The sequence below is a fragment of the Microcystis sp. LEGE 08355 genome, assembly GCF_015207185.1.
Taxonomy (GTDB): Bacteria; Cyanobacteriota; Cyanobacteriia; order Cyanobacteriales; family Microcystaceae; genus Microcystis; species Microcystis panniformis.
Map to the genome: position 1 here is coordinate 1 of NZ_JADEXI010000067.1, position 13,237 is coordinate 13,237.

Annotated in this window: 9 protein-coding genes; 5 read left to right on the forward strand and 4 right to left on the reverse strand. The window is 40.2% G+C overall.

Annotated features, from left to right (window positions below; translation table 11 throughout):
* Positions 1-102 precede the first annotated feature (102 nt).
* Positions 103-1,278: a hybrid sensor histidine kinase/response regulator gene (locus IQ242_RS05515; RefSeq protein ID WP_193959293.1), complete on the forward strand. Its 1,176-nt coding sequence runs from the start codon at positions 103-105 to the stop codon at positions 1,276-1,278.
* A gap of 51 nt (positions 1,279-1,329) precedes the next feature.
* On the opposite strand, the gene IQ242_RS05520 is transcribed toward IQ242_RS05515, so the two are convergent.
* The 4 genes from IQ242_RS05520 to IQ242_RS05535 all read right to left on the reverse strand — a co-directional run bounded on the left by IQ242_RS05520 (position 1,330) and on the right by IQ242_RS05535 (position 5,670).
* Complete coding sequence (locus IQ242_RS05520; protein WP_193959294.1) at positions 1,330-2,205, reverse strand: N-acetylmuramoyl-L-alanine amidase-like domain-containing protein; 876 nt, start codon at positions 2,203-2,205, stop codon at positions 1,330-1,332.
* A 155-nt stretch (positions 2,206-2,360) separates the two neighbouring features.
* Positions 2,361-3,848, reverse strand: a complete 1,488-nt coding sequence (locus IQ242_RS05525; RefSeq protein ID WP_193959295.1) for a P-loop ATPase, Sll1717 family — start codon at positions 3,846-3,848, stop codon at positions 2,361-2,363.
* 6 nt (positions 3,849-3,854) lie between these two features.
* Positions 3,855-5,231 (reverse strand): KGGVGR-motif variant AAA ATPase, encoded by a 1,377-nt coding sequence (locus IQ242_RS05530; protein ID WP_193959296.1) that lies wholly within the window; start codon positions 5,229-5,231, stop codon positions 3,855-3,857.
* Between the two features lie 7 nt (positions 5,232-5,238).
* Positions 5,239-5,670 (reverse strand): HEPN domain-containing protein, encoded by a 432-nt coding sequence (locus tag IQ242_RS05535; RefSeq protein ID WP_193959297.1) that lies wholly within the window; start codon positions 5,668-5,670, stop codon positions 5,239-5,241.
* Between the two features lie 793 nt (positions 5,671-6,463).
* Here IQ242_RS05535 and IQ242_RS05540 point away from each other — a divergent pair.
* From IQ242_RS05540 to IQ242_RS05555, 4 genes are all read left to right on the forward strand, one after another.
* Positions 6,464-10,450: a magnesium chelatase subunit H gene (locus IQ242_RS05540; protein WP_193959298.1), complete on the forward strand. Its 3,987-nt coding sequence runs from the start codon at positions 6,464-6,466 to the stop codon at positions 10,448-10,450.
* 60 nt (positions 10,451-10,510) lie between these two features.
* Complete coding sequence (locus tag IQ242_RS05545) at positions 10,511-11,050, forward strand: hypothetical protein (RefSeq protein WP_193959299.1); 540 nt, start codon at positions 10,511-10,513, stop codon at positions 11,048-11,050.
* Between the two features lie 8 nt (positions 11,051-11,058).
* A complete protein-coding gene (locus tag IQ242_RS05550) occupies positions 11,059-11,565 on the forward strand; it encodes a hypothetical protein (protein WP_193959300.1) in 507 nt (168 codons plus the stop codon).
* A 581-nt stretch (positions 11,566-12,146) separates the two neighbouring features.
* On the forward strand, positions 12,147-13,013 hold the full coding sequence (locus tag IQ242_RS05555; RefSeq protein ID WP_193959301.1) for a 6-carboxytetrahydropterin synthase: 867 nt from the start codon (positions 12,147-12,149) through the stop codon (positions 13,011-13,013).
* Positions 13,014-13,237: the final 224 nt, after the last annotated feature.

Consider the following 13,237-nt stretch of genomic DNA (forward strand, 5'->3'; position numbering starts at 1 on the left):
CGAGACAGACCTACACCCTACACCCTACACCCTACACCCCACACCCCACACCCTACACCCCACTTCCTAACCTCCCAAATCTCTTTAACTCTTGATTAAAAAATGGGACTCTCGCAGGATATAAAAGTTCTTTTAATCGAGGATAATTTAGCCGAAGCTCGATTATTAAAGGAAATTCTTAAGGGTAATGAAAAAAAAGAATTTCATCTGGTTAATGTGTCAAGATTATCCGAGGCTATTTCTCTGTTACAACAAACAAATTTTGATGTAATTTTATTAGATTTAACTTTACCAGATAGTCAGGGTTTGGAATCCTTAGCTCCCCTTTTGATTACGGCTCCTAAATTGCCGATCGTGGTTTTAACTAATACTAATGATGATAATTTAGCTTTGCAAGCACTACGTCAGGGAGCGCAGGATTATTTAATTAAAAGAGAAGTAAGTTTAGAAATTTTAACTCGATCGCTATGTTATGCGATCGAGCGAAAACAGATGGAGGAAGCTTTACGAGAATCGAACGAAGCTTTAAAAATGAGCGTGATTGAACGCACTAATCAACTGGAAAAAGCTCAGGAATTAAATCAGTTAAAAACTGAATTTGTTTCCATGTTATCCCACGATTTTCGCAATCCTTTAAATAAAATTTTACTCTCGGCTGGATTATTAGAAGAAAGTCGCGATCGGTTGACAAAAGATCAGCAAGTTAGCTATTTTCGCATGATTCGATCGGCCATTAAAGACATGGATCAATTGCTCACAGAAGTGTTATTAATTGGCCGGGCCGATTCTGGGAGATTATACTGTCAATTTGATCCGGTGGATTTACTGGATTATTGTCAGAAATTGGTAGAATCTTTTATTGTTAAGCCGGAGCTGCAATCAGCAATTATTTTCCAACTTAAGGGCAGCTTAGAAAGAGGACTTTGGTATATAAATTTAATTAAACATATCTTGACAAATTTACTGGGAAATGCTCTCAAATATTCACCCGAAGGAAACCCCATAGAATTTAAGATTATTGTCGAATCCGAGCAGGTAGTCTTTAAAATTATCGATCGAGGGATTGGTATTCCCAGCAAAGATCAAGAACATTTATTTAAACCTTTTTATCGCGGTAGCAATGTCGATAATATTCAAGGGACGGGATTAGGATTAGCCATTGTCGGACGCTGTGTGGAAGCGCACAAAGGACAAATTTACCTGGAAAGTGAGGAAGGAAAAGGTACAAAGATCACGGTAATTTTACCGATTATTACCGACATTGAACACCTAAATTGAGATGAATAATAGGGTGAGATCACAATTTTTTTTTCTGTCCTCGCTCCCTATCTACCTATTTCTTGGATCAAGGGGACGAACTACAAAAATACCGATGGCCTTTTCCACTTTAGTGATATATTTTTCTAGGTCTTTAGCAATGGTAACTTGACCAGCAGGAGAGGCATGAATTAAGCCAATTTTGCCATCAGGAAAGCGATAAACTAGACCGGTATGGGTGGCATCTAAACCGGCGATATTAGTCACGACACCGATAATATCGCCAGCTTGTAGTTGTGGGTAAATACCTTTAATATTAACGGTGGGAATATAGGTTAAGGATAAGCTTTCTAATTGCCGTTCTACCTGTTGAATACAATCGTAATTACTTTGAGTTTTTAACTGGGGATATAGAGGGCGATTTTTGCTCATAAAGTTGAGCTTTTTTTCAAGAGTAATTCCCCCTAATTTTTGAGTTATATTTTCTAGATTGCCTCGGTTTTGGTTGTCATTGATCCAATCGGAAAAGTAATGCAGACGACTACAATAACCATCGAGAATACCGTGGCGATAACGTTGATTTAAAACCTGCTGACTAAAAGCAGAATAGTGATAATTTTTTAAAGCAAAATTGTGACTCAAAGCGAGAACTGTTTCCACAAAAAGGACACAATCAAACTCTTTTAAAGAGATAAATAATTTTTCCGTTGCCGAGCGATCGAGTAATCCTGCTTGATATTTTGCTCCTAAAAATTGAGTGGCGATATTCTGGATTATATCAGGCATCGGTAAGCGATCGAGTTGTTGATTTTGAGCGTACTGCACAAGTTTTTGATAATTAGGATCCCTGACTTGTTGAACAAGAATAGTTTCTGATCGAGCTATACTCAAGGGAATTAAAACAGGATTAATTAATAAATAGGGTAAAGTTATCCAATTAAAAAACATTGTCGATCGGTTACTGAAAATAATAAGGGTTTATCACCGACTAATACACATTAACTATCGGAGTTATCAACTGTTAAAATCTGCCAATGTTAGTTATTATTGCTTCATGTATTTTACTATTTATTCTACATAAAATTATTGTCGATATCCTCAAGTTATTGAGGACGTTTAACCCCACCACTACGTTTAACTTGAAACCCATATAAATAAATTTCAGGTATATTAATTCGACCATCAAGCCGACTTTCCACCACACCCAATTGTATTAGATATTGCACAATCCCTTCAGGTTCCTTAACAGGAGGTTGTTTTTCAGGACTCCATTTAGTTGAGCGCACAGCCTCTAAAAAAGTTTCTTTCGGCATAGGAGCTTTTAACCCTTCTAACTTAGTTTTTAGAGATTCTAACCAAGGATATTCTTCCTGTGCTAATTCTTTAATTCTATCCTCTGAAGTATCCATTAACGCACCCTGGAGATCAGAGGGTTGTAGAAGGTATAGCTCGTTCAGTTGTTCAAAACGTTCTAATCTTTTGGCTGCCGCTAGGTCGAATAATTTTAGAAAAGAGCGAGGAGCAATTCTACCCCCAGTATCCTGAAGATGATTAGGTATCCATCGGTAGGTAATACCTTTTCTAGCATTAGCACCCATATATTTACCGATCATTTTTTCGATTAATTCTTCAAATAATCGTTCATCACTACTAACATTCCATCCTAGTTGGGTTGAGCTTTCATAAATTAAATTAGGGATAATCTGTAAATAGTCTCTCATTTCTTGAGCCGAATTAGCTAACCGTTTAATCCAGAGTTGATAGAGCCAAGAGCGTTGCCATTCTAGCCGATGGGATTGTAATTTAGAAGCATCAGGAAATCCCAAAAATTCCTCTCTAAATAGGTCGGTACGAAGAAATATTTTTGGTCGAATTCTATCCCAACGACGAGAGCGATCGAGCCAAAAAGCTAATAATTCTCTAATCGGATTAGCTAGAGCATTATAAGTAGTCAATAACCGATCTAATTCATCATAAGTAATAAATAGCCAGTGGTCATCAGTAATTAATCGTTCGTCTAATTTGTCAAGAACATAATTTAGATGTTCAAAATTATCTTTAACTAAAATTCTCCATTCTGATAAAAACGATAACCTATTTTGAAGAATAGTAGTAATATTTGAATCCAATTCTTGACGTATAATGCTGGCAATACCAGATTCTTTTTCCTGTAAAATGACACCTAAAATCAATCCTAACCAGAAACTACGCCATTCAAGATTAGTAGCGTTTTGCATTTCTTTTTCTATAATTTCTGGTGTCGGAAATCGTTTTTCAGTTTTGCGAGTGCGACCAAATCCTGCAATCCATCTGGTCTGATTTAAAGGAGCAAGACCTCGAATATTTAAACTATTAACTAAAGCTTCTCGTCCAGAAGGAATGGCTAGTAAACGAAATAATTCTGTTTTACCCACACCCCGACCACCTTGAATTAATAAAATGCTTGGTTCCAATGCCCGTTTATAATCAACCACAGGGAAGAAATTTTTGAGAAATACGTCTTCATCATCACTTTCCTGTTCAGCTGTTGCTTTTCCGGGAGCAATTTCTCTCATTAATTCCAGTAACTTTTTTTTATCGAATTCAGCCATAATTTTTTACCGATTGTTTATAATCACATCACGTCCAAATAATTGACAAAGCTTTTCAGCAATAGTTTGATAAGGAGAATCGGTCATAACTTTCACGAGATTTGCTAATCTCTCTTTTTCTTCTGGAGTATCGTGCCGTGAGTCACGAGTAAAGAGGGCAATATCTCCCCGCAGACTATTATCATAGGGGACAACTATCGGGAAAAATGGTGCATCAGTATCATTAGAGTTAGGGACACCTTCAGATTCAGTATAATAGTTTTTTTGGAAAATTTCATAGGCTTTTTCTCGAAACTTTTGTAACTCTATTTCTCGGCCAACTGTTCCTAAAGATGGAGCGAGAGCATGAACTAAAATTAATGGTAAAGGATCCTCAGGGTTAGATAGGGCTAAATGTTGGATAACTTGGGTTAATCCTGCCCAACTTTGTCGAGATTCCGTACCAAAAATAACCACTGCATGGGAAAAATAAGTAATAGCTAAACCACCAATATCATGAAAACCTGCTCTTGCATCCATGAGAATAAAATCCAGTGGTCCGTTTAACCTTGCTATTTCTTCTAGCATTTGTTTTAAAATGCCTTGTAGTTGACCATTGACAAGATTTTGAAAATCTAAACGAGCCAATTTTTCTAAATAATCTTGATCCACATTTCCTGCTGGTAGCAATTTTAAGATTTCACCTTTATCTCCTAACAAATTTGTATCATTAATATCTTTTAAACTCAGTCTCCATTTATCTTTTTGAACTTTCTTTTCTAGCAAATAGTCCATGACACCAGAATTAGCGGCAACATCTTTAGAAAAAATTGTGGCCAGACCGGGAGCTTCTAAATCAAGATCAACTATAGCGACTCGATGACCATTCCGCGCTAAAGTTAAGGCAGTAGCGGCAATAGTAGTGGTGCGACCAACTCCTCCTTTGAAGGAAAAAAAGGAGACAATAGCTGGTTTATATCCTTTTTCAACTTTTTCAAAATCCCAGGGCAATTGCTGCCCAATTTTATTCTCTGTCCATGCTTGTTTAGCCAGATGACGTTCTAGAATATACCATTTCAAGCTTGCCGATTCATCGAACCAAGGTGTCTGAACTCTTTCAGCTATGATAAGATCAATCAGGGCTTTATAAGCATCTCCTTCTCCTTTTTGCCACCAAATATCATGGCCATAGTAATACTCAAGTTTTTCAGACAGGAGTGTAGATAGATGGTTTTCTTCGTTTGATTCTATGTTGTTTTCCTGTTTTAACTCTAGAAATAAGCGAATTTTTCCCTCAACATCACGAATAATAGTCACGGATTCTAGTTTGGCTACAAGAGAACCAAGACTGGAATCCTGAAAGCATTCCCTTACTCTAGTAAAAGTTTCACTAAAACTAATCATCAGAATCTTAAATATCCTTACTAGAAATATAACCGTTTAGCACTAATCTGGGAATAATATCTCGATAAATTTCTTCAGCACATTCAACGGCCGAGTTAGCCTGATCTTCAGTCCAATATCCAGATTGATAATATCTTCTTTCTGGGTGATTTTGCCCTAGGACAGTTCCCCAGATGCGAGAAACTGGTAACTGTTGCTCTAAAATAGGATAGAGAATTCCTAATCTTTCCCTCGCTTTACCTTCTAATTCCTCGAGATCATGTCCGAATTTTTTAGCGGCTTTTTGATCATTTTTAAAATACTGTTCTACTAAAAGCTTAAAAGCGCATTCTACTACATAACCAGCTAGGTAAATGGCATTGTCCCAACGTTCTTTAGATAGCAAAATTTTGGCATCTTGCAAATGTCGTCCCGCTGCACTAGCAAATAACTCGGACATAGACGTATCGAATCAAATAAAAACTTTTTAGCCATAAACCAATTCTACCACCATAACGAAACTCTAAGAACTTTACTTCATTGTTTATTTTTCAACCTAAACTTGCCAAATTTTCTGAAACTATTGCCTGATTTCCGCACTATAATTAAGCTGTTGACTATCTAAATTACTCCTTAAGACTGCACCGGAGTGCCAGAGTTGCCAGTTCGAGCATTTGTACTAAAAATTACTCTACTCAGTTTAAATCCAGTACAGCTTACCTGCTACTGACTGAAAAGAGGGTGTAGGGTGTAGGGTGTGGGGTGTGGGGAAGGAAACCTCTTTCATCTGTCGGGGTGAAAATTTTTTCATCGGGACTGACTCCTAACCCTAACAACAATTTTTGATTTTTACCAGAGGTCTAGCACAAAAAGCTGATCTTGATTGAGTTATAGCACTTGCAGCTCTCTATGAGATGATCTCGCATCCTCACCCTGATCATCTTTGAACAGGGACATCTCGTCTGAGGTGCTCAAAAATAACATTTTTACAATTAAAAGTCAATAGATTAAATATTAATTTTTGTAAAGAAAAGCTTGAGCAGTTACTCCGAAAGCTCTTTACCATCTGTTACAAAATATGGCAAGATATTTATCGAATTGTGTCGAAACCCAGAGTAAATACTCACTTGGGTTACATTTTCTGATACAAAACAGAAACATATATCTAAATACCTTAAACAAAGGGCGATCGTCATCTGATGACGAAAATCACTTCATACCAGACTCAGCAATAATAAGGAGAACCATCATATATGTTCACTCACGTCAAGTCCACCATTCGTCACATAGTTCCTGACGCGTTGAATGGTCGATCGCTGGTCAAGGTGGTCTATGTCGTGCTAGAACCTCAGTACCAAAGTGCGCTGAGTAGTGCGGTCAGGGAAATCAACGCTAACAACCCGAAACTAGCGATCGAAATTAGTGGTTATTTAATCGAAGAACTGCGCGATGGGGAAAATTATCGCAATTTTCAGGAGGATGTAGCCAAAGCTAATATTTTCATCGCTTCTCTCATCTTTATCGAAGATTTAGCCGATAAAGTTGTGGCCGCTGTCGGTCCCCATCGGGATAAATTAGATGCGGCGATCGTCTTTCCCTCTATGCCCCAGGTAATGCGCTTAAATAAGTTAGGCAGCTTTTCTATGGCACAATTGGGACAGTCTAAGAGTGTCATCGCTAATTTTATGAAAAAGCGCAGGGAAAACTCTGGCGCTGGTTTCCAAGATGCGATGTTAAAGTTATTGCGAACTTTACCGCAGGTCCTGAAGTACCTCCCCATGGAAAAAGCTCAGGACGCACGCAACTTTATGTTAAGTTTCCAGTATTGGCTAGGGGGTTCGGCAGAAAATTTAGAGAATTTCCTGTTAATGTTGGCCGATAAGTACGTCTTCGATAACAAGGATGACAGTGTAGTTTACAAGGAACCGGTAGTTTATCCAGATCTGGGTATCTGGCATCCTTTATCCATGAAAATGTTCGAGGATGTCAAGGAATACTTCACTTGGTACAATAACCGCAGTGATATTCCCGATGACCTAAAAGACCCCTTAGCTCCCTGTGTTGGCTTAATTTTACAGAGAACTCACCTCGTTACTGGTGATGACGCTCATTATGTCGCTCTCGTGCAGGAATTCGAGTCTATGGGTGCGCGAGTCCTTCCTGTTTTTGCTGGGGGATTAGACTTTTCCAAACCCGTAGAAGAATACTTCTGGGATAAAAGCTTAAAAGGAGTAGAAGCGGTTGCCATCGTTGACACGGTAATTTCCCTGACGGGATTTGCTTTAGTAGGAGGTCCAGCGCGACAAGATCACCCGAAAGCGATAGAATCCTTAAAACGTCTCAATCGTCCCTATATGTGTGCGTTACCGCTAGTTTTCCAAACCACTCAGGAATGGGAAGAAAGCGATTTGGGGTTACACCCGATTCAAGTGGCGCTACAGATTGCTATTCCCGAATTAGACGGTGCGATCGAACCTATTATACTATCAGGCCGGGATGGGGCCACGGGTAAAGCGATCGCTTTACAGGATCGGGTAGAAGCGATCGCTCAACGGGCGCTAAAATGGGCTAACCTAAGAAAGAAACCGAAACTAAACAAAAAAGTCGCCATCACCGTCTTTAGTTTCCCCCCCGATAAAGGGAATGTGGGAACCGCAGCCTATCTAGATGTGTTCGGTTCCATCTACGAAGTGATGCAAGCGTTACAAAATAACGGTTATGACTTGCAGGACTTACCCGCATCTCCCCGGGAACTGATGGAAGCGGTAATCCATGATGCCACCGCACAATACCATAGTCCGGAGCTAAATATCGCCTATCGGATGTCCGTACCGGAATACGAACGTTTAACCCCCTATTCCGTCCGTTTGGAGGAAAATTGGGGACCACCACCGGGACACCTCAACAGTGATGGACAAAATCTATTAATCTACGGGAAAGAGTTCGGTAATGTTTTTATTGGGGTTCAACCCACCTTCGGTTATGAAGGGGATCCGATGCGTCTGCTCTTTTCTCGTTCTGCTAGTCCCCACCACGGTTTTGCAGCCTACTATACCTATCTCAATCAAGTCTGGAAAGCAGATGCGGTTCTTCATTTTGGCACCCACGGATCCCTAGAATTTATGCCGGGGAAACAGATGGGAATGTCTGGGGAATGCTACCCCGATAACCTCATCGGGATGATTCCCAACCTCTACTATTATGCCGCTAATAACCCCAGCGAAGCGACGATCGCTAAACGTCGTAGTTATGCGGAAACCATCTCCTATCTCACTCCCCCCGCAGAAAATGCCGGACTCTACAAAGGGTTAAAAGAACTAAGCGAGTTGATCGCTTCCTACCAAACCCTGAAAGATAGTGGGCGTGGGGTGCAAATTGTCAATACCATTGTCGATAAATGTTTATTAGTTAATCTTGACAAAGATATAAGTTTACCTGATGGTGACACCGCCCATCTCAGTCAAGAGGAACGGGATAATATCGTCGGTTCTGTCTATCGTAAACTGATGGAAATTGAATCGCGCTTACTTCCCTGCGGACTGCACGTTATTGGGAAACCCCCCTCGGCGCTCGAAGCGGTGGCAACTTTGGTCAATATTGCCAGTTTAGACCGGGAAGAAGACAATTTACTCTCCTTACCCCGAATTTTGCTCAACAGCATCGGCCGGGATCTAGAGGAAGTTTATCGCAATAGCGATCGAGGTGTGTTAGAAGATGTGGAATTACTGCAAAACATCACCCTCGCGACTCGCGCTGCCGTCTCCGCTTTAGTCGAGTCTCAAACCGACGCGGAAGGTCGGGTATCGATGCTTTCTAAGCTGAATTTCTTGAATATAGGCAAGAAATCACCTTGGATCGAAACTTTACGGTCGATGGGTTATCCAAAAGTTGATTCGGAAGCGTTAAAACCCCTGTTTGAATACCTAGAATTCTGTTTAGAACAGGTTTGTGCCGATAATGAATTAGGGGCCCTATTAAAAGCATTAGAAGGGGAATACGTTCTTCCCGGTCCCGGTGGCGACCCCATCCGTAACCCCGGAGTTTTACCGACGGGTAAAAATATCCACGCTTTAGATCCCCAGTCTATCCCGACCCTAGCGGCGGTAAAATCAGCTAAAATCGTGGTAGATCGTCTGTTAGAACGGCAAAAACTGGATAATGGTGGTAAATATCCCGAAACCATCGCTTGTGTTCTCTGGGGAACTGATAATATCAAAACCTATGGGGAATCCCTAGCACAAATTCTCTGGATGGTGGGGGTTCGTCCTCTTCCCGATGCTTTGGGACGGGTGAATAAATTGGAGTTAATTCCCCTAGAGGAGTTAGGAAGACCGCGCATTGATGTGGTGGTCAACTGTTCTGGTGTGTTCCGGGATTTATTTATCAATCAGATGAATTTGCTTGACCAAGGCGTAAAAATGGCCGCGGAAGCAAATGAACCGGTAGAGATGAATTATGTCCGCAAACACGCTAGGTCACAAGCAAAAGAAATGGGTTTAACGGTTCGACAGGCAGCCACCCGCATTTTTTCTAATGCTTCCGGTTCCTATTCTTCTAATATCAATCTCGCGGTGGAAAATAGCAGTTGGGAAGATGAAAAAGAGTTACAGAATATGTATCTCAACCGCAAGGGTTTTGCTTTCGACTCCGATAATCCGGGGATGATGGCCGATAATCGTCAGTTGTTTGAAGCATCTTTAAAAACTGCGGAGGCAACTTTCCAAAACTTGGATTCTAGCGAGATTAGTTTAACCGATGTTTCCCACTATTTCGACTCGGACCCGACAAAAGTTGTCGCTAGTTTACGCGATGATGGCAAAAAACCAGCGGCCTATATTGCTGATACTACTACCGCTAATGCTCAGGTGCGTACTTTATCGGAAACCGTGCGCTTGGATACCCGCACCAAGTTACTCAATCCTAAATGGTACGAGGGAATGTTAAGTCACGGTTACGAAGGAGTCCGAGAATTATCGAAGCGTTTGGTTAATACGATGGGATGGTCGGCAACTGCTGATGCGGTGGATAATTGGGTTTATGAAGATGTCAACACCACTTTTATTCAAGATGAGGAAATGTGTCAGCGTCTGATGAATCTCAATCCCAACTCTTTCCGCAAGATGGTGGGAACCCTGTTAGAAGTTAATGGTCGCGGTTACTGGGAAACTTCCCAAGAGAATTTAGACCGCTTACAGGAACTTTATCAAGAAGTGGAGGACCGCATCGAAGGAATCGAGTAGAATAGATAGATAAGACTTGAGAGACTGGCTAATCACCGGTCTCTTGAGTTTTGAACAAAGATGAAAAATAACTTTTGGGGGTTAATCTGGTCTAGTTTTAGAGAAGTCAACAACTCGATTTTGACGATTCTATCCTATGCCATTTCGATTTTACTGGCTGTAGTGGCTAGTAAGGCATCAGTTCCTTTGTATCTTCTAATCATCATCGTGACTTTATCTGTACTGATAATCGCTACCTTGGTTAGAGCTTTGCAAAAAGCTTTAGAAGAATACGCTAAAATGAAACAGAGTATGATTCCTAAGATATTGCGAGTTCAAAAGGACGCAAACAATAATATTGAATGCTTACTGGAAGCATCAGATTTATTCGCCGCTGAATCTATGATATCTTTGTATTATACAGATGAAGATGATTTCGAGAGGTTGATAGGAGTAGGATCCGTCCGGTATATCAATAATAAGAAACGAATTCAAGTGGTGATCGATGAACCAAAAATAACCTATCAAAATATTTTAGATAAACTGGCCAACAATGATTTAAAAGTTATGCAACAAACTAGAGTTAGTCCGAGCGTTATTAAGAAATACAATCAACCATAGAGGTAGAAATGGAAAACGTCACAGAAACTCCCCTTTTATCCCCCAAAGGAACTTTTCCTGCCACTGTCGTTAAGGTTATTGACGACTATAAATTAGTAATGAATAGAGGTGAACAAAACGGAATTCGAGAAGGTCAAAGAATGATGGTTTATCGTATCGATGACGAAGAAATATTAGAGCCGCATACTGGCGAATCTTTAGGGTTTCTCGAATTAGTAAGAGGTACGGGAAGAATTATTTTTGTTCAAGATAAAATATCTATTATAGAATCAGACAAAAAGCCAGACATAGATTTAAATAAACTTTCTTATTTGATCGTAGAATATTTGCAGAAACCTAGAGAATTGTCTGAATTATCTTATATCCCTCCCTTGACTCCTTCTGGAATTGAATACTTAGCAAAGAAAGAGTTACAATCAAAAAGAGAAAGAGAGTTAAAATCAATGATTGATAAATTAGGACAAAGACTACCGTTTGAAAATCCTCAAGTTGGCGATCTAGTCAAGCCTATTTAATCGTTATAATCAAAAATTAGTCCGGTTGTGCATTTTATTCAGCAAAAAAAGGATTAAGAGGGTTTCTGTCGGGTTTCGTAGCCTCAACCCGACCTACGAATTTACTACCATTTTTGTCTAGGAAAAACTAATTCCAGATTTACCCGGATGTATGAGTCAGGGTGAAACTTGAGAAGAAGTGATTATTAATATTGAAGAAGCGAGCGAATTTGGATAGAGACGGTTTATTTTGGTAGCTCTTTTTGCGTAGGTTGGGTTGAACGAAGTGAAACCCAACAACTGAGGGTTTCTGTCGGGTTTCGTAGCCTCAACCCGACCTACGAATTTACTTTAGAGGAAGTGATGATTAATATTGAAGAAGCGAGCGAATTTGGATAGAGACAGTTTATCATAGTGGTAAAAAAGTAATTCCTTTGCCTTCTCAAAGATAAATTTTCTCACTCTCGACTCACAGCGATCGCATTCTGCCGGAATTGAGGGATAACTTTCTCCGGTCCGCAAGCCGGAGGAGACAAAACTGGTTTATGCTAGAAAAAGTTACTCTTAACGTAACTTTACAAAGTCATCGATCGCCCACATTTATGGATTGCATCATCAATCGTCGAGCGCGGTTTTCAGCCAGCCATCGCTATTATCTACCAGAATGGGACGAAGCCGAAAATCAAAGACTTTTTGGTCTTGGTAGCCGTTTTCCCGGTCATGGTCACAATTACGAATTATACGTCTCCCTATACAAAGAACTCAATCCTTATGGCATGGTGGAAAATCTCTCCACCGTGAAACAGGTAATTAAACGAGAGATAACCAGTCAATTAGACTACTCCTATCTCAATCAAGTCTGGCCGGAATTTCAGCAAACCCTACCCACCACAGAAAATATCGCCAGAGTTATCTGGCAAAGATTAGCACCCTATTTACCATTAGTCAAAATTCAACTATTTGAACACCCCGAATTGTGGGCAGAATATCAAGGAAAAGATATGGAAGCAACTTTAACTATCAAAACCCATTTTAGCGCCGCCCATCGTTTGGCTTTACCGCAATTAACCCTCGAACAAAACTCGGAAATCTACGGCAAATGCGCCAGGGTAAACGGTCATGGTCATAATTATCACCTGGAAGTATCCGTGGCGGGAGAAATCGATCCCCGCACCGGTATGATTGTAGATCTAGGGGATTTACAAAAAGCGATCGATGAATTGGTAGTAGAACCCTTCGATCATACTTTTTTAAATAAGGATATTCCCTACTTTGCCGAAGTGGTTCCCACCGCGGAAAATATTGCCTTACATATCGCTCAACTATTAGGGGAACGGATCCGCCAATTAGGAGCCGAATTAGATAAAGTTAAACTGATTGAAAGTCCCAATAATTCTGCGGAAATCCACTGTCGTGGTTTGGTTCAAGCTCCCCGACAACTTCTAGAAAAAACCCTGACAGCCGTTTAATTGCCTGTTAGTTAAGGTGATTAGGGTGAGCATGGCTCACCCTGATGGATTTAATTAGGGTTTGCTGAATAAATCTAAAAACCTTGTTGGATAACGCTTTTAGACTTTTTTTGCCTCAAAAAGTGCCGACCTTTGGAGTGATTGGGGGGAAAATCCCTGGACTTTTTTCCTGAAAATTAGGTAATTGACCACATGAAAATGAGTAAAACCCCACACCCCACACC

Coding starts and splice junctions, on each gene's coding strand:
- IQ242_RS05535 (WP_193959297.1), bottom strand. CDS start 5,670: ATGTCCGAGTTATTTGCTAGTGCAGCGGGACGACATTTGCAAGATGCC.
- IQ242_RS05555 (WP_193959301.1), top strand. CDS start 12,147: ATGGATTGCATCATCAATCGTCGAGCGCGGTTTTCAGCCAGCCATCGC.
- IQ242_RS05525 (WP_193959295.1), bottom strand. CDS start 3,848: ATGGCTGAATTCGATAAAAAAAAGTTACTGGAATTAATGAGAGAAATT.
- IQ242_RS05530 (WP_193959296.1), bottom strand. CDS start 5,231: ATGATTAGTTTTAGTGAAACTTTTACTAGAGTAAGGGAATGCTTTCAG.
- IQ242_RS05540 (WP_193959298.1), top strand. CDS start 6,464: ATGTTCACTCACGTCAAGTCCACCATTCGTCACATAGTTCCTGACGCG.
- IQ242_RS05545 (WP_193959299.1), top strand. CDS start 10,511: ATGAAAAATAACTTTTGGGGGTTAATCTGGTCTAGTTTTAGAGAAGTC.
- IQ242_RS05550 (WP_193959300.1), top strand. CDS start 11,059: ATGGAAAACGTCACAGAAACTCCCCTTTTATCCCCCAAAGGAACTTTT.
- IQ242_RS05515 (WP_193959293.1), top strand. CDS start 103: ATGGGACTCTCGCAGGATATAAAAGTTCTTTTAATCGAGGATAATTTA.
- IQ242_RS05520 (WP_193959294.1), bottom strand. CDS start 2,205: ATGTTTTTTAATTGGATAACTTTACCCTATTTATTAATTAATCCTGTT.